Annotated in this window: 13 protein-coding genes and 1 pseudogene; 5 read left to right on the forward strand and 9 right to left on the reverse strand. The window is 53.6% G+C overall.

Translation table 11 applies throughout. The annotated features are described in order from the left end of the window. Positions 1–155: 155 nt before the first annotated feature. Positions 156–1,862, reverse strand: coding sequence for a putative bifunctional diguanylate cyclase/phosphodiesterase (locus JQR86_RS19700; RefSeq protein WP_434155232.1), 1,707 nt, complete (start codon positions 1,860–1,862; stop codon positions 156–158). A 287-nt stretch (positions 1,863–2,149) separates the two neighbouring features. After that, complete coding sequence (locus tag JQR86_RS19705; RefSeq protein WP_150346228.1) at positions 2,150–3,067, reverse strand: LysR substrate-binding domain-containing protein; 918 nt, start codon at positions 3,065–3,067, stop codon at positions 2,150–2,152. A gap of 98 nt (positions 3,068–3,165) precedes the next feature. On the opposite strand from JQR86_RS19705, the gene JQR86_RS19710 reads away from it, so the two are divergent. Both JQR86_RS19710 and JQR86_RS19715 read left to right on the forward strand, forming a co-directional pair. Further along, positions 3,166–4,371 carry an MFS transporter gene (locus tag JQR86_RS19710; protein ID WP_125888876.1) on the forward strand — a complete coding sequence of 402 codons (1,206 nt, stop codon included), beginning with the start codon at positions 3,166–3,168 and terminating at the stop codon, positions 4,369–4,371. 12 nt (positions 4,372–4,383) lie between these two features. Beyond that, positions 4,384–5,310: a TIGR03571 family LLM class oxidoreductase gene (locus JQR86_RS19715; RefSeq protein ID WP_312270686.1), complete on the forward strand. Its 927-nt coding sequence runs from the start codon at positions 4,384–4,386 to the stop codon at positions 5,308–5,310. A 37-nt stretch (positions 5,311–5,347) separates the two neighbouring features. On the opposite strand, the gene mrdA is transcribed toward JQR86_RS19715, so the two are convergent. Then, positions 5,348–7,240, reverse strand: coding sequence for a penicillin-binding protein 2 (mrdA, locus tag JQR86_RS19720; protein ID WP_286786750.1), 1,893 nt, complete (start codon positions 7,238–7,240; stop codon positions 5,348–5,350). Positions 7,241–7,501: 261 nt separating this feature from the next. On the opposite strand from mrdA, the gene JQR86_RS19725 reads away from it, so the two are divergent. From JQR86_RS19725 to JQR86_RS19735, 3 genes and pseudogenes are all read left to right on the forward strand, one after another. Continuing rightward, positions 7,502–8,440: a L,D-transpeptidase family protein gene (locus tag JQR86_RS19725; protein WP_434155234.1), complete on the forward strand. Its 939-nt coding sequence runs from the start codon at positions 7,502–7,504 to the stop codon at positions 8,438–8,440. Between the two features lie 430 nt (positions 8,441–8,870). Further along, positions 8,871–9,080, forward strand: coding sequence for a hypothetical protein (locus JQR86_RS19730; RefSeq protein WP_010798888.1), 210 nt, complete (start codon positions 8,871–8,873; stop codon positions 9,078–9,080). A 120-nt stretch (positions 9,081–9,200) separates the two neighbouring features. Continuing rightward, positions 9,201–9,850 (forward strand): annotated as a pseudogene (locus JQR86_RS19735) (IS5 family transposase); the annotation flags it as partial. A gap of 206 nt (positions 9,851–10,056) precedes the next feature. On the opposite strand, the gene JQR86_RS19740 reads toward JQR86_RS19735, so the two are convergent. The 6 genes from JQR86_RS19740 to JQR86_RS19765 form a co-directional block, all read right to left on the reverse strand. Then, positions 10,057–11,304: an MFS transporter gene (locus tag JQR86_RS19740; RefSeq protein WP_434155235.1), complete on the reverse strand. Its 1,248-nt coding sequence runs from the start codon at positions 11,302–11,304 to the stop codon at positions 10,057–10,059. Positions 11,305–11,352: 48 nt separating this feature from the next. Next, positions 11,353–11,739, reverse strand: a complete 387-nt coding sequence (locus tag JQR86_RS19745; protein ID WP_010798890.1) for an ectoine synthase — start codon at positions 11,737–11,739, stop codon at positions 11,353–11,355. A gap of 33 nt (positions 11,740–11,772) precedes the next feature. Next, positions 11,773–12,954 (reverse strand): hypothetical protein, encoded by a 1,182-nt coding sequence (locus JQR86_RS19750; RefSeq protein WP_010798891.1) that lies wholly within the window; start codon positions 12,952–12,954, stop codon positions 11,773–11,775. Beyond that, positions 12,947–13,978 carry a class I SAM-dependent methyltransferase gene (locus JQR86_RS19755; protein WP_286786752.1) on the reverse strand — a complete coding sequence of 344 codons (1,032 nt, stop codon included), beginning with the start codon at positions 13,976–13,978 and terminating at the stop codon, positions 12,947–12,949. Before JQR86_RS19755 ends, JQR86_RS19750 begins: the two co-directional genes overlap by 8 nt. Before the next feature lie 10 nt (positions 13,979–13,988). Continuing rightward, positions 13,989–15,536 carry a class I adenylate-forming enzyme family protein gene (locus JQR86_RS19760; RefSeq protein ID WP_150346223.1) on the reverse strand — a complete coding sequence of 516 codons (1,548 nt, stop codon included), beginning with the start codon at positions 15,534–15,536 and terminating at the stop codon, positions 13,989–13,991. A 240-nt stretch (positions 15,537–15,776) separates the two neighbouring features. After that, positions 15,777–16,166: a class I SAM-dependent methyltransferase gene (locus tag JQR86_RS19765; protein ID WP_434155461.1), complete on the reverse strand. Its 390-nt coding sequence runs from the start codon at positions 16,164–16,166 to the stop codon at positions 15,777–15,779. Positions 16,167–16,881 lie beyond the last annotated feature (715 nt).

The raw sequence follows: 16,881 nt of genomic DNA on the forward strand, positions 1-16,881 counted from the left end.
TGGGAAATAATTAGGCTGCTAGTGAATGGATTATTTCGATTTTTAAAACTATAAGGCCGATATCGCAACTGCGTGTGCCATGCTGCTCTGATGAAGGTGTCATAGAGGTGAAACACATTCCGATACGCTGGCTGCTGTAAAAGCGTACGGTCTGTTTATGGACTCGAATCTTGCTGGCTCTCACCTTCCCAGGAAGGCGACCGGGAATAATATTCGACCCATTTCAAGACCTGATCGGCAGGCATGGGCCGGGCGATGCCATATCCCTGGGCCAGCTGGCATCCTATCTCAAGCAGCATTTTGCCTTGAGAGCGCGTCTCGACACCCTCGGCCAGTACCTCTCGGTCAAAGGCCTTGGACAGACCGATAATGGCTTCGGAAAGGGCCAGGTCTTCCTTGTCAGTCAAAATGTCGCGCACGAACGATTGATCAATTTTAATGGTCTGGGCGGGCAAGCGCTTGAGGTAGCTCAGGGAGGAGTAGCCCGTCCCAAAGTCATCCAGTGAGAATGTCACACCCATGGCTTGGCAGGCCATCAGGCAATGCGTGACATGCTCCATGTTCTCGATGGCAGTCGACTCAACGATCTCGATATCCAGCAGGTTTGGTGAAACTTCCGGATGCCGGTCCAGTATCGTCCGCAGGCGCTCGACAAAGTTGGGTTTCTGAAAGTGCCGGGCAGCGATATTGACACTCACCGGCCAGCTATGACCCAGGAGACTCCACTGCTTGATTTGACGCAGGGCTTGATCGATGACCCATTCACCAATCTCCACGATGAGGTCATTGCGTTCGACGAAAGGCAGGAATTGAAGCGGAGGAACCAATCCCTCATAGGGGCTCTGCCAGCGTAGCAGGGCTTCGAATCCGATAACCTTGCCGGTCTGCAGGTTGACCTTAGGTTGGTAATACAAGCGCAGTTCCTGCCTCATCAGGGCCTGCTCCAGGCGTGCCAGCATCAGGGAGGCTGCCCGCGCTTCGTTGTTGGTTGGCACATCAAAAATCTGAAAGCGGTTTCGTCCGTCTTGCTTGGCCTGATACATGGCCTGGTCGGCATGGCGCAAAAGGGTATCTGGATCCTCGTTATCATTGGGGTAGATAGTAACGCCGATGCTGCCGGCAATCTCCAGACTCTGGCCATCAATCTCGTAGGGCTGGGAAAGCGTTTCGAGTAGGCGGCGCAGGCTGATGGGGAGTGTTTGCAGTTGGATGTCGTTGAGGATCAGGACAAACTCGTCGCCCCCCATTCGGGCCAATGTATCCTCCTCACGGAGCGTTTCGTGCAATCGATTGGCCACTTCTACCAGCAGGCGATCCCCGATGGCATGCCCATAGGTATCATTGATGATTTTGAACCCATCCAGATCAAGCATGCCCAGCGCGAGTAGGCGGTGATGGCGGCGAGCTGAGGAAATAGCCATGCCCAGGCGTTCATGCAGCAATGCCCGATTAGGCAGGCCAGTCAACACGTCGTGGGACGCCCGCCACTGCAGTGCTTGAAGCAGCTCCTGATGCTCGGTCACATCGAAGCGGATTGAGATGTATTTGACAACTTCCTGGGTTTCGTCGTCCGTAATCGGCACGATGGTGCTGTTTACCCAGTACAGGGAGCCATCCTTGCGGCGATTGCAGATCTCTCCCTTCCAGATCTCACCCCGGGTGATGGTGGCCCAGATGCTATCGTAGAACTCCTGCGGATGCTGGCCCGAGTTCAGAATACGATGGTTGGAGCCTAGAAGCTCCTCTTTGCTGTAACCCGACACGGCACAGAACTGATCGTTGACGTAGGTAATGGTCCCGTCTGGATCGGTTTCGGAAAAAATGGCAGCCGCGTCTACCGCAGTCCTGTATTTATCGGTCATGTTAGATAGCAACTACCGCAAAGAATGATATTCAAGCAGCTTGATCTATCGAAGCGCTTCCCGCCTACCGAAGCCAGGACTAGAGATTGGAGTACGATCCGGGCTTACAGCGACGTTAGCACTGCCTCGGCGGTTTGTGCCCGCTGCAAGCACACCGTTGATCCGATAATCGCTGTTCTAGGTCGGGCATGGCGGAAGTGTCTGGCTCTAGAACATGTGGGACCAGAAGAACACGATTAGTGTTCTTGGTTATGGGTGCTGCTTTGCCAGCTGGAGTTAGAGCCTTTCTAAGGCGGTGTGCCCACCTGAGCCCAAGGCTCCTGGCCCAGCGCAGTGGTCACGTAATCCAGAAAGCATGTGATGCGGGAGGCGAGGGCGGTGTTGCGATAATAAACCGCATGAATCGGTTGTCGCACCTCGACCGTTTCCCGGGTGAGCAGCTCTATCAGCTCACCGGAGACTCGGTCGCGCTGCGTCATGAAATCGGACAGGCAAACGATCCCTATGCCTTGCAAGGCCATATGACGGAGCGTCTCGCCGCTGGAAGCCTTGAGCGCAGGGTTAACAGAGAGGCTGTCTCCCAGTGGGTGACGCAGGGGCCACTGATTTAGACTTTCGGGTTGGGTAAAGCCGAGCAGCTGGTGATGATCCAGTTCGTCAACGGAATGAGGCTGGCCGTTCGCTTTCAAGTAAGTGGGGCTGGCCAGTACCCGTAACCGGCTGCTGCCAAGCGGTCGAGCATGTAGAGTTGAGTCCTTCAACGTACCAATCCGGATGGCGATGTCCGTACGGTGTTCGATCAGGTCGATGATTTGGTCACTGCTGTGCAGCTCCAGTTCGATTTCGGGATAACGCTTGTGAAACCCTTCTACAAGCGGGACCAGTGCATGCAGCATGAAGGGCGAGGCGGCATTCACGCGCAAACGTCCCGCCGGGCGTTGCCGCCGTATGGCCATCTGCTCTTCGGTTTCTTCAACGGCCGCCAGGATCTTGCGCGCCTGAGTCAGCAACGTCTCGCCTTCCTCCGTCAACTCAAGCCGGCGCGTCGTCCGTCTGAGCAGGGTGACGTCGAGCTTTTCCTCGAGTCGGCTGAGAGCCCGGCTGACACCAGAGGCCGTTTGGTCCAAATGGTCGGCGGCTGCGGTAATGGAACCGGTATCCACTACGGTGGTAAACGCAAGTAATTCATCAAGGGTCGTTTTCATTCGTGAATTTTAATCAAAAATAATATGCTTGAAACCCTATTTTTAGGCATGAATAAGACGCGCAGACTGGCTTCATCTACTTCAACGGAGTCTTTTTCATGCCTATTGCCTTGTTGGCGCTAACGCTTAGCGCCTTTGCCATTGGGACCACTGAATTTGTCATTGTCGGTCTTATTCCTACCATTGCGGCTGATCTACAGGTTACGTTGCCATCAGCGGGTCTGCTGGTCAGTCTGTATGCTTTGGGTGTTGCGGTAGGGGCACCTGTATTGACTGCGCTGACCGGCCGGGTTCCACGTAAGTTTCTCCTGCTGGCGCTGATGGTGTTATTCACGCTAGGTAACCTTCTGGCGTGGCGGGCACCTGGATATGAGTCGCTGATTCTGGCTCGTATCGTGACTGGCCTGGCCCACGGGGTGTTCTTCTCCATCGGATCGACCATCGCGACTAGTCTGGTGCCAAAGGAAAAAGCGGCAAGTGCCATTGCCATCATGTTTACCGGCCTTACGGTTGCGCTGGTGACAGGTGTCCCGCTGGGCACATTCATTGGGCAGCATGTGGGCTGGCGAGAAACATTTCTGGCTGTTTCGGCATTGGGAATAATGGCTTTTATTGGGAGCCTGATGTTTGTTCCTTCAGACATCAAGCACAGCAAGCCTGCGTCTTTGCTGCAGCAACTGCAGGTACTGAAAGCCCCTCGGCTACTGCTGGTATATGCCATGACTGCAGTGGGTTACGGTGGCTCCTTTATTGCCTTTACGTTCCTGGCGCCGATACTGCAAGACATCACCGGGCTTGGTGCGAATGCGGTCAGCCTGGTATTGCTGATATACGGTATCTCGGTGGCTATCGGTAATATCTGGGGCGGTAAGCTGGCCGATAAACGTGGTCCTATCCGTGCGCTGATGATTATCTTTGCACTGTTGGCTGCGGTGTTGTTCGTATTGACCTTTACTGCAAGCCATATCTGGTTGGCATTGGCAACCGTACTGGTCTGGGGAGCGGTGGCGTTTGGCAACGTGCCGGGTCTGCAGGTATATGTTGTCCAGCAGGCGGAGCAGCATACGCCGCAGGCGGTGGATGTGGCCTCCGGTCTTAACATTGCCGCGTTCAATTTAGGCATTGCCGGGGGCGCTTGGTTGGGTGGGCATATCGTTGCGCAGGTCGGGCTTATTCATACGGCCTGGATCGGCGGGCTGGTGGTCTTGGTTGCATTGGGGCTGACCCTACTCAGTGGCCGATTGGATCAGCGTAACTCGAGTGCAGCGATGCCATCCCGCACTACACTCACGCCAAGTCACTGATAGGAGTCTTGTATGTCGTCTGCATTGAGAGCATTGACTGCTGAAGGCTTCAGCATTGGGATCGAGCTTCCTCTGGATAATGACTGGACGGCAGCGGGTGGGCTGGCACGGCAGCACTCCGGCCGCCTACCCGGCGAGCCTGACCTTGAGGCGCATGCTGAACTGGCAAGGCTGGCGGATCGGCTAGGATACCGGGCCCTGTGGATACGCGATGTGCCGCTATACGATCCGGAGTTTGGCGATGCCGCCCAGGTATTCGAGGCGTTTAGTTATCTGGGTTATCTGGCCGGTATTACGGAGCGCATTCTGCTTGGTACGGCCGCCATTGTATTGCCGCTGCGTGAGCCGATGCTGACCATGAAGTCCGCCGCAACCATTCACCAACTGAGCAAGGGACGACTGCTATTAGGTGTCGCCAGCGGCGACAGGCCAGTGGAGTATCCGGTGTTTGGCAAAAGCTATGACAGCCGCAGCCATGCGTTTCGAACCCAGATCGGTATGTTCCGCGATTGGGGCGCGACCAAACTGCCTGCGGGTATACGGTTGCTGCCCCGTCCGGCAGAGCCGTTACCGCTGTTAGTCGCCGGTATGGCCCAGCAGCGGCCAGACTGGATCGGTGAGCAGATGGATGGCTTGCTGGCTTATCCTGGAACACCTGTTGAGCATGTACAGCGCAGCGCACTCTGGCGCAGCGTTGCCGGTGACAAGCCATACATAAGCTTTATCCATCTGGACCTGCTGGCGGACCCGAACGCCTCCCTGGTGCGACATCGCTTCGGTATTGCGGCGGGGCGTCGGGAGCTGATCAAAGAGCTTGAGGCCATGAAGGCGGCCGGTGTGCAGCATATCGGCCTGCATTTCCGGCGTAATCAGCGTCCTGTAGCCCAGACGATGGAGGAGATTGCAGAGTACGTTCTGCCGGTTTTTCACGCTAAATAAGAAAACCGGGCCGTAAACCGGCCCGGTCACTCCAGATTTAGCCGTGAACATCCGAGGAGTTTTTGGGGCTGTGCGCGTACTGCTCCTTCAGATGACCGTCTGCATTGAGAAGCCAGGCGTCCATGACCTCCCGCACCACAGGGCCTGCTACACGGCCTCCCGCCTCACCGTTCTCGATCATGACCGCCACCACGATCTTCGGATCTTCTGCCGGGGCAAACCCTACAAACAGCGCATTGTCACGGTTACGTTCCTTGACTTTGGTGCGGTCGTACCGTTCACCCTGCCGTATGGCGACCACCTGCGCCGTACCACTCTTGCCGGCGATACGGTACTGCGCCCCCTGGGCAGCCTGTCGTGCGATGCCTCGTGGGGCATGCATTACCATCTGCATGCCTTCGTTCACGGCATCCCACTCGCGCGGATCATGCAGCTTGATGTTTGGCACTGGGTTTGGGTCCTGTATCGGCGAGTCACCTATGAGCTTGGCCAGGTGGGGTCGATGCCATACGCCTTTGCTGGCAATCAGCGATGTAGCCTGGGCAAGCTGAAGCGGCGTGACCTGCATATAGCCCTGGCCAATTCCCAGGATAAGCGTCTCACCGGGATACCACATCTGCCGGCGTGTGGCGCGCTTCCATTCCCGGGACGGCATCAGGCCGGTCGCCTCGCTATCCATGTCGATGGACACACGCTGTCCTAATCCAAAGTGCGACAGATAGTCGTGCAGGTTATCGATACCCAGACGATGGGCCACCTCATAAAAGTAGGTGTCGTTGGAGCGCATGATGGCGGCATCCAGATCCACCCAGCCATCGCCATTACGGTTCCAGTTCCGATATTTGTGATCGTAATTGGGCAACTCGTAATAACCGGGATCGAAGATGCGCGTGGCCGGTGTGATCACGCCGGTATCCAGCCCTGCGATGGCGACTTCCGGCTTGATGGTCGAGCCAGGAGCATAAAGTCCGCGCAGCACCCGGTTGTAGAGAGGACGGTCGATGGAGTCCCGCAGCTGGGCATAATCCTTGAAGCTGATGCCTTTGACGAACAGGTTGGGGTCGAAGCTGGGCTTGCTCACCATGGCAAGAACCTCGCCTGTGTTCGGGTCGAGGGCCACGATGGCGCCTCGGCGATCACCCAGGGCGTGTTCAGCGGCCTTTTGCAGGTTGATATCCAGACTCAGCGTGATGTCTTTGCCCGGTATTGGATTGGTGCGGCTCAAGGTACGCAGGATGCGACCACGGGCATTGGTTTCGACCTCTTCGTAGCCAACCTGCCCGTGCAGTTCGTCTTCATAGAAGTGTTCTACACCCGTCTTGCCGATGATATCGGTGCCGCTGTAATTGGTCTCGTCGAGTTTCTTCTGCTCTGCATCATTGATGCGCCCGACATAACCAACTACATGGGCAAAGTCATCACCGTAGGGGTAATGGCGAATGAAGTGCGCTTCGACATCCGTACCGGGCAGCATGAACTGATTGACGGCCAGCTTGGCAATCTGCTCCTCCGACAGATCGGAAATCAGCGTGATGGGCTGGTAGGGACGATGAACTTGATGCACAACGTGCTCGAAATCCTCCAGGTCTTCCTCAGGAAGATCCAGCGTCTTGATGACATTATGCAGGACCTCATCCAACTTTCCGGCACGCTCTTTGGTCAGGGTGAGGTCAAAGCTTGGCTTGTTGTCCGCGATCACGACACCGTTGCGATCATAGATCAAGCCCCGAGCCGGTGGGATAGGAAGAACATGAACACGGTTATTTTCCGATAGGGTCGTGTTGTAGCCATAGGTGATGACCTGTAGGTAATACATTCGGCCCATCAGGACGAGAAACAGAAAGAACGTGATTACCGAAAAAATGAGTACGCGGCGGTTCGCCATCTTGGCGTTGCGCTCGTGATCCTGAAGCGGAATTTTTGAGAACATGAATAAACGCTGAGCTAAAGAATTAAGACCGGCCAGCCACAGAGTGAGAAGATGAAGGCGTACTGGCGTAATAACTGCCCTAGTGTACCGGCGAAACGGCTTCGCGAGCCGATTAATGAAATGACAGGGGTGCAAATGATGCACCTGGATGGGCTTAGTAGAAGAGCGTCAAGTAATGTTTGTTTACCAAGTGTGTCTTAAGTCGTGCCGGCTCAATCTAATAGTCATCTCATTGATCAAGTACTATCGAAGGATCTTCCTATGTGGACACGTGCCTTGTCTGTGGTCGGGATGACATGGGCGGTCAGCCTGTTTTCCAGCCCGCTTATGGCGCTTGAGTTTCCTCTGCCTCCGCCGGGTGAGGACATCATTGGGCAGGTTCAGGTGATCGAGGCCAAGTACGAAGACACGTTCGCTGACCTGGATGACACCTATGATCTGGGCTACAACGCAATGGTTGCTGCCAACCCGGGCGTCGATGCCTGGCTGCCAGGGGCAGGTACCAAGATTGTACTGCCTACCCGTTTCATTCTGCCGCCGGGGCCTCGTGAAGGCATCGTAATAAACCTGGCGGAGTATCGTCTTTACTATTTCCCCAAAGATGGTCAGACGGTCTTTACCTATCCGATCGGTATCGGCCGCGAGGGATGGGGATCGCCCGTAACCACAACGAAGATCACCGGCAAGATCAAGGACCCGAGCTGGTATCCGCCCGCGTCCATCCGCGCGGAACACGCAGCGGAGGGCGACATCCTGCCTACGGTTGTACCGCCCGGGCCGGACAACCCGCTGGGGCCCTACAAGCTGACCCTGGGCCTGCCGGGCTATCTCATCCATGGTTCCAATCAGAAATTCGGGATTGGCATGCAGGTCAGCCATGGGTGCATTCACTTGCTCAACAAGGACGTAACGGAACTGGTAGGCATGGTTCCTGTAGGAACCCCAGTGCGCTTCATCAATGAGCCCTATGAGTTTGGTGTCAGCGGCGGAAAGCTCTATATCCAAGCCCACCAGCCGTTATCGACAAAAACAGGGCAGCCAGCGGTGATCGATCAGAAAACTGCCTTGGTCAATGCGCTCATTCAGCGGACGGATCTGGGGCTGAACGCCCCAGTGGACTGGACCAGAATCGATGAGGCTGTAAAAACCTTGAGCGGCGTGCCGGTTGAGATTGCGACGCTAGGCCAGCCTGGCGTATAGACCTCTCAGGTAACAACAGCAACCTCTACTACGTATTAGCAGTAAGCAGTGATAGAAGCACCTGGATTGCTAGCGTTAGCACACTACTCATATTCGGTTGAGCAATCGATCCGGCTGCTGCGGGAGCTGCTTACACAGTGCCCGCAGAAGGAGCTTTGAAACTGGCTGGGTTTGACAGCCGGCACTGCTCTGAACCGTAACTCCTCTTGAATGAAGCACTACGCAGCTCATGCTTAATGGCATGTTGAGCTTGCCATGCCGTGAGGTGCAATCCTACTCAAAGGCTTCTCTATGGTTTAAGCACTGCATCCCTTGCCTTACGTCAATGTATCCGTTCGTAAAGGTCACGTAAACGTTGCTTAATAGCAAAGTGCTATGGTTAGAATCAGCGTGTCTTAATTCAGTGAAGTAGTGAAATTAAGGAGCGCAGATGCCTACGGACAACGCCAGCGGAGCGGTTGGTGATGTGTTGGAAAAGACGGGTGATATGGAGCGTGCGGACTATCTGGCCTTTGCACGAAAGCTCCATGATGCTGCCGTAGACGCTGCCAGAACGCAGCTATATCAACTCGATGATGCAGACGCCTGTACACGAGAGCTGCATGAATTGTATGAGCGCTTTCGCAAGCAATATCTGTGATGTATGAACCTGACAGATGAGGCGTCCAGGTTAGAACTTCTGCATTGCAGCCGGAAGAGTATTTAGAGCCGCTAACAAAACCCTCTTGAATCTAAGCTTGGCTATGTCCACGATAGAGGTATGAGACATCGCAAAGAGATTACGGCTGCGCTGTGGAAGCGCATCAAGCCGCTATTACCAGAGCATAAAATCTCACCCAAAGACGCCCGCCCTTTTCTGGATGATGAGCTTGCCCTTAATGGCCTCATATTTCTCCCGCGTACCGGCATCCCCTGGTAAGGTCTACCCCAGGAACTGTGCTACGGCAGTGGTATGACCTGCTAGAGGCGTCTTAAGCAATGGCAGGCGTGTGGTGTCTGGTACCGCTTGCACCGTGTCCTGCTCGAAGAACTGCGTGGCGCGGTTCGCCTGGATCTAAGCCGAGCCAGTATAGATGCCGCCAGCGTATCTAGCCCCGGGGACGTATGTACACGACGGCTCGGGGCAAGCTTGGCAGCAAGCGGCACCTAATTACCGATCGCAACGGCGCGCCACTCGCCTTTTATATCAGCGGTGCTAATAGGCATGACTCGGTTATGTTTGAGCCACTGGTTGATGTGTTATCAACGCTTCGAGGTAAACCAGAAGGAGTTAGCCGTTGGCCCGCGAGACTTCATGCTGACGAGGCTTACGACATAGAGCGCTGTCACAGGCATCTATGCAAACGAGAGATCACCGATCGAATCGCCTGTAAGGGTGTAGACAGCAAGGAGCGACTTGGCCGCTATCGCTGAGTAGTAGAGCGTACCTATGCTTACAAACATTGACCACGATACGGGACCGGCTGGGCTTGGCCGCTCTTGTGATATTTTTGGACATGACGGGCGACTGGGAGCATCTTTTCTGAGAACGAACCGCAGATTCGGATGATGTTGTATAAGGGATCTCGTCGAGGATCGCAGCGCTCTGAAGCGCTACGGTTATATCCTAGAGTGATTTAGCGTTTAGCGGATACGGATTTCTTTCCAGCTTCTTGGTCAGCCTCGAAAATCGGGGTCGGGAAGCGGCCGCGTTCCTTTGCGTACCACCACATAGCAAATACCCCAAGAAGAGTAGTTAGCACGGCCAAAATTAAGATGACATTCTGGGTGCCCAATGGCGCAGCTAAAAAAGCTACCAATAAACCTGCCAAGGGCTGGGACATGTTGTTCAGCAGCGTGATCACGCCTACCGTCTTGCCGAAGTCCCGGGTTGGGATCACCCGCTGCCGGATAGTGCGCATATAGACATTGAACATTTTGTCGAAACCTACGATCAATAGAAAACCTAGCACATAGCCGATCAGGTTCGGACTTAGCGCGCTCATAAATGCCCCAATTGCAATCATTGAATATCCGACACCCCCGAGTACTCGCAGAGGCAAAACAATCCGAGCTAGAAGAAACAGAATCACGATTGTTGTTACCGCTCCTGCCGCTTGCAGACCTGCATAGATATCCTTACCGGCGCCGTACTGGCCAATGACCATTGCTGCTGAGGTAGACAAAGTGACACCGACGATCAGATTAACTCCTACCGCTAGAGTGATGATCTTTTTCAGTTCCGCCATTCTACGGATATGGCCAAAAGCGATTCTTAAGGGCTGCAGCCAGATGTCTTGATGCTGCTCAAACACCTCTAGCGTGATACGGCTAAGACGTTGCCACGCCAGCATGCTCAGGTCAGCTAGAAGGAACAATCCAGCGATCCAAAGCACTACCCAATGCCAAGCCCAAACCTCAAGCATCAATGCCGCTACCAGAGGCCCGAGCACCAGTCCTGTCTGGTCGGCGATCTGGGAGTAGGACAAGGTCTTAGTGTAGCTGTAGTGCTGGAAGATATGCGGCATCAGTACTTCACGAGCCATGACGCCTTGCGTGGTAAGTACTCCGCACAGTGCCGACAGCAACACTAACCAGCCGATGCCGTCAAAGATTACGTAGAGCGTCATTGCCAGTACACAGAGGATCGCCCTGTAGATCTGACTGATGTGCAGGATCTTAATGGGTGGGTATTTGTCGCAAAGGGCGCCGCACAACGGGAACACAAGAAATCGCGGCAGTGATTCGACGAAAAAAGCTAGTCCCGCCAATGAAGCACTGTTGGTGGTCTGGAACACCACCAGCGGCACAATAAATAACAGTATCTGATCCGCCAACCTCGATAGAAAAAGTGAGATGAAAAAAGCGAGGTAATCCTTACGCATAAAGAATCCTCAAGAGTAAGCGATGTTGCATAGCGGCCAGAAGAAACACTAGTAAGCGGACCCTGAACTGTCATTGAGATTATGTCGCTCGTCACCACGCAGTGGCGGATTGAAGACGCTCACTAGCACCAAGTCCTCTTCCCTACCTCCGCGTAAAATATGCCGGTCATGTTGATCAAGCACATAGATATCTCCAGGTCGGATCGGAAATACATTGCCTTGCATGTCCTCGACTTCACCTACTCCTGCGATGCAATAGCACGCCTCCAAGTGGTTTCGGTAATGCAAAAGTGACTCTGTGCCCGCGCGGACAACGGTGTGGCACAATGTAAAGCCCATGGCATCGCGCTCAGTAAGTAGACGGTGACTAGTCCCGGCGCCCCATTCAACGAAGTAAGGGGTTTTCTCAACATCGGATTTATTTCGAACGAACATTTGAAACCTCTCTGGGATAGCCGATTGGAAAAATCAGGTCTCTGGAGCATTTACAATGGAGGACCGTAGAATGGCTTCACCGCTGGCCTGCATCGCTTCGTACCAAGCTACGTCGCGGTGTGCAGCCATCGCTTGGATGTCACGCCAGTGGCGCTGAAGCGGGTTGCAGGCCGCCAAGGATGAAGCGCCGAGCCTCTCCACAAGACGGCGTACAATCTGCACGCACTGTTGAGCTAAGTAGGCGCGATCACGTTTGAGCTGCAATAGATGCTGAGTGTCTAGAACCCAGTCATTAACCCCTGCCTCATGCAGCCGAGTGATTAGCGAGTCATACAAAAGCTCTGCGCTATATAGCTGCGCGGCCGAGTGAGCGGCCTGTTCGGAAATCCGAGGATCTTTCATCATCATGGGACCGTTGAACGTCGCTACAAACGCCGCAAGAGCACCCTCGGCACAGCCCAATAGCGGGCCAACGATCGATGTGGTGAGGTAGGGAACCAAGGGCGACCTATCGATGTAGTCGGGCGTTAGCGCAAACAGGTTCTGGGCGAACACCTCATGCAGCGCAAAGACGCGATCATCGGGCACTACTAACCCGCTGGTCATTACATCGTGAGATCCTGTTGCCGCCATACCGCAACTGTCCCAGGTCTCAAGCTTTTCAACTTCATTAGCGGGTACTAGCACCAGAAAACGTGGTGTGTGAGCAGCTTCGGGGTGCGTAAGGCAAGGTGCGTTGAGCATCAGCCAAGTAGCATCCTCAATGCCTGAACTGAAGCGCCATCGTCCGTCGACCCGTATACCTTCAGGCTCAAAGGACAATAGGCTATCGGCGCTGGTGGACGCTGAGACAAAAAGCTGGCGTGGGCCATCGTTGTACAGCTGATCGATGCAGGTAGAAGGGAGGCGACGTATAATTGAGCCGTGACCGCCGACTAGCGCAAGCATCCAACCTGTTGACGGACACGCTCGAGCGGCGATACGCGCGCTTTCTACTAATGTCGGCCAGTTACCGGTGTGTGTGATCGGAGCGAGTGGCGATACTAGATCTAGCAAGCCTTCGGTAAACAATTCGTCGAATGTGTCACTGCTCAGCCGACGATTTTTTTCAGCGGATACGGCTCGATCGCGCCATAGAGGCAAGTAGTGAGCTGCCCTGTGACAGGGCAAGGACAATGCGTTGCGATGTATCGCTTGCTCTGCGGTGTTAAGCATCTACAAGCGCCTTATCACCGCTTAGCATGGTGCCTAGATCGCCAAGACGCACAGCTTCAAAGCAAAAACCGGATGGCTGAACTACCGGGCCTAGTAGTTCCACAAACTGCTTAACCTTTTCTGGGTCGTCTGAGGCAACGAATTCACAGAAGTTACTGCTGCTCCAGAGTAGGTGCACGCTTTTGAAACGTGCGGACAAAGCGCTGACAAGTTCTTCGAATGTGACTTGGCCATTTTGCATTTGCTCGAGCATCTGTTGACGTTTCCAGTGGATCTCTTCTTCGCTGAAGTATCGGGTCTTGAATTCCTCATCCTTGATCCGTTCCCGTAGGTTATACTCATCTGGGTCAGGGTGATTGAGCTTTTCTAGAAAAAATACTAGCCCACTTGGCTTCAGAAATTGCTTGATATGGGAGATCTGGCTGGCTCGATCCTTTGAATAGAACTGGAATGCCGCCATCTCATAAATAAAGTCAAAACCCTCGCTGAATTGACCATATTCTGGGGCTTGCAGCAGAGCGGGGGTTACCTTAAACACGGATTCTGGAAAGAAAAGCGAAAGCGCCGGATCAGCGTGCCGCTCAAAGGGTATTTGATTGGCCAAGTTCGGAGAGGAGGTAAAACTGCGGATCAGTCCGTGCGAATGGCTGGCAAGGGCACAGCCGTTACTACCATCAAACGCGTCTACCTCGAATAGACTAAAGGTTTTGCCTGTTTCTGCGCTATCTGCGTGAGCTAAGCGGGTGAGAGCGACGCCAACTCTGGCGAGCTCTTCAAGAATGTATGGCACGCTTGCCAGGAAGTGGGAGAATAATGGTCCAGCATTTGCGATTAGTTGATCGTGGTAGTCGAGGACCTGTGGGTCTCGGATCATGGACCGCAGATGACTGTCCAGGGACTGTAGAGGTACTTGACTCGCGCCTGTGGCCAGACTGTGGAAGTGTCCCGCGAGTTTGAGCATCGCACTTTGTTGCAGGTCGCGGTCGAGGGCAGTGCAATCTATTTTCTGGAGTGGCGTCTTCATAGCATAGCCTCTAGTATCGGATCAGACCTTTAGCATTAAATTTGCCCGAATCGGTTTTTGGGAGAGCTTCGAGAAATACGCACTGGGTCGGAACCATGTGCCAGTCCAAATGCACCTTGCAGTAGTCGATCAGCATCTGTCCGCTCGTTTGTCGATGATCGATATCAAGCACGATGTAAGCCTTTGGCACGTGCCCGGCTGATTCGTCAGCGACCGGCACCACTAGCACCTCGGCAACAGCTGGGTGCGAGGCTAGGCACTCCTCAATTTCTCTTGGATTGACGTTCCACATATTGCGCGCGAAAACGTCGTCCTTGCGGGCGACATAGTAAAGATAGCCCTCGGCATCCTGCTTGAATAGGTCGCCAGTGCGGTACAACCGTGAATGACCGAAGGCATCGTAGATAAAGGCTTTGGCATTCGCCTCGGGCATGTTCCAATACTCGAGCATCAGGTAGTCGCTTGTCACAAGAAGCTCACCAACCTCGCCGGGCTGATAGATGACTTGGTCTTGCTCGTCCAACAAGTACAGACTGACACCGGGTAAAGGCTTACCTACTGACGTTGGGCGGCGGTCAATTTCCTCAGGAGACAAATAACTTACTCGTTTACATTCCGTGAGCCCGTAGTTGGAAAAGATTTGCACCTGAGGCAGCGCTTTGCGAATTCGCTGGATGTGTCGAGTGTGAAGGGCCTGCCCGCTGCTGGATATGTAACGCAAGCTTGGCACTCGCACTTGACACTCTGTTCCTGTGTTAGCTAGCAGGAAGAACACTGGAGGAAATACGTGCATTGCGGTGACGCTCTCACGTTCGACGACCGCGAATACATCTTCTGCGCTAAGTGCGGGCCTAGTTTCAATGACGCTGGTGGCCCCAGCGTATAATGGCATCATCACGTTATAGACGCCGTAGTCCGATGCTAGTGTCGAATAGCTGAGGATACGATCCTTAGGGGCAATCTTCAGGTACTCCGTAACCCGACTACAAGCTGCCAGCATTATGCGGTGGTTGACGAGCACGCCCTTAGGATTGAAGGTTGAACCCGTGGTATAGAAAATCGATGTAGGCCTTTCAGCATCGTCGATAAGGGATGAGGCAACTACATTTGTTTTGTTCCCATGCCTCAAGACTGCCTCGGCAAGCTGAATAACGCGAGGTACCGCTATCGGAATTGGAGTGGTAAGCAAAACAAGTTCGAGACCAGCTTCTTCGATCAGGCTAGGTAAATCATCGGTATAGTCGGTTATCAGGGTCCGGGCGCCAGATTGCTTGAGCTGATGAATTAGCTTTGTTCGATTTAGGGTGTGATGAGTCGCAGAGGTGATCGCTGCTATTTTCAGCAGTCCCAGGTAGCAGGCGATTAAGTCTATAGAGATCGATGCGTACAAACCCACACGGTCGCCTGGCGCGACACCGAGCATCGACAGCGCCGACGCGATGTCGTCTATCCGCTTTTGCAACACCTGATATGAAGTTACTTGCCCGTCGAGAACGATGGCCGGCTTTGTCGGATATCTATTGGCGTTACTTGCAATGACTTTATGGAAAAGCTGCATGCTCGACATTCCTTTATGCGAAACGTCCTGAAGTCATTTACGTTTTCGCGCACACAACGAGACATAGGTGCCCTGCCATGTGTAAGGATCTATAGGCAAGCTTTTGGCATCGCTCAAAGGCCAACTTTGTTTATCAAAAAAGTGATTGCATTCGAATATATCGAAATCACTAAGCCAAGCATCGAAAAAGGCTTCGCTGTCCTGGATCGATAGTCCGGCCTCTTTATCCCAAATGAAAGGCTATCCAGTCGCTTGAAAAAAACGGGTTAGATCCGACAGTAAATCCAGAAAAACATATCCGCCTGGTTTCACTGCGCTGATTATCTTTGGCATCACCTTCTGAAGCTCATCTTTCGTGAAAAAGTGGAGAACTTCTGAACATATAAGCACATCGTAACTTTCGAACTCAGGCGTATAGGTCAAAATGTCAGTCTGCTGAAAGTTCATGCCCTGTAGCCAAGGATTGAGTTCACGGCTATGAACCGTGCTATCGACCATGTCTACGCCGTTTAAGGTATAACCTTTACGCGCCAAGGCAGTGAGATTACGACCGTCTCCACACCCAAGCTCAAGCGCTGCACCCGGGCCATCAGGTAGCCTGGAAAAAAATTCTTGAGCTCCCCTCGTAATTCACCAAACAAAGTGCCGTGATCACAGGCGCTGTATTCACTGAGGTACCATTCTTTGAGAACGGAACTATCCATTATTTTCATAGTTATTCCCTGTTAATAATATAGGTCAGTGCACAACACTTTGCTTCGCGAAGAGAACGCGAGCCATGGAGAGTAAAGATGCCGTCGTGAATTTGGTCAAGCCTATAGGTCCTTGGGCGTTCATGCTCCTTAAGAGTGGTGCGGTCATAGCTCAATGATCCAAAAAGATAAGCTATAGCCCTGTCCAGACTGGGCAGATCCCGAACTCGCAAAGCCTGTCGACTACATGCAGCAAGCGGTGCAAGACGTGCTCAAGAAACATAGTTCGAAGAGTGGATTGACAAGTGCTTGCACACTCGCATCAGCTGAGCAGCTCTGTATGGTTACGCGGCTCGCCGCTACCTTTGAATTTCACACTCTGGAAAATCATTACGAGCGCGCTGCATAAGCACACGTACGGACGTTTTAAGAGCCGCTAACAAAACCTGATCAAGTGAGCGCAGGCAGAGGGTCTAAAATAGGCAATTTCAGCGAGTATCAGGCGTGTGCTTGCCTATACCAGCTAACCAGAAATGGGTTTTGTTAGCGGCTCTTAACCCTATGCGTGTATTTAAGAGGGTGATGCTAAGGCCGTAAAGAACTGTTTGGCTGGTGGTGTCCGTCGCTAGGATGGAACGACAGAGCCTGAATAC

The sequence above is a fragment of the Pseudomonas sp. JZ134 genome (assembly GCF_051027695.1).
GTDB classification, from domain to species: domain Bacteria; phylum Pseudomonadota; class Gammaproteobacteria; order Pseudomonadales; family Pseudomonadaceae; genus Chryseomonas; species Chryseomonas luteola.

Bases quoted from the DNA above. Each gene is read 5' to 3' on its own strand.
- JQR86_RS19700 (WP_434155232.1), bottom strand. From the start codon at position 1,862: ATGACCGATAAATACAGGACTGCGGTAGACGCGGCTGCCATTTTTTCC.
- JQR86_RS19705 (WP_150346228.1), bottom strand. From the start codon at position 3,067: ATGAAAACGACCCTTGATGAATTACTTGCGTTTACCACCGTAGTGGAT.
- JQR86_RS19710 (WP_125888876.1), top strand. From the start codon at position 3,166: ATGCCTATTGCCTTGTTGGCGCTAACGCTTAGCGCCTTTGCCATTGGG.
- JQR86_RS19715 (WP_312270686.1), top strand. From the start codon at position 4,384: ATGTCGTCTGCATTGAGAGCATTGACTGCTGAAGGCTTCAGCATTGGG.
- mrdA (WP_286786750.1), bottom strand. From the start codon at position 7,240: ATGTTCTCAAAAATTCCGCTTCAGGATCACGAGCGCAACGCCAAGATG.
- JQR86_RS19725 (WP_434155234.1), top strand. From the start codon at position 7,502: ATGTGGACACGTGCCTTGTCTGTGGTCGGGATGACATGGGCGGTCAGC.
- JQR86_RS19730 (WP_010798888.1), top strand. From the start codon at position 8,871: ATGCCTACGGACAACGCCAGCGGAGCGGTTGGTGATGTGTTGGAAAAG.
- JQR86_RS19740 (WP_434155235.1), bottom strand. From the start codon at position 11,304: ATGCGTAAGGATTACCTCGCTTTTTTCATCTCACTTTTTCTATCGAGG.
- JQR86_RS19745 (WP_010798890.1), bottom strand. From the start codon at position 11,739: ATGTTCGTTCGAAATAAATCCGATGTTGAGAAAACCCCTTACTTCGTT.
- JQR86_RS19750 (WP_010798891.1), bottom strand. From the start codon at position 12,954: ATGCTTAACACCGCAGAGCAAGCGATACATCGCAACGCATTGTCCTTG.
- JQR86_RS19755 (WP_286786752.1), bottom strand. From the start codon at position 13,978: ATGAAGACGCCACTCCAGAAAATAGATTGCACTGCCCTCGACCGCGAC.
- JQR86_RS19760 (WP_150346223.1), bottom strand. From the start codon at position 15,536: ATGCAGCTTTTCCATAAAGTCATTGCAAGTAACGCCAATAGATATCCG.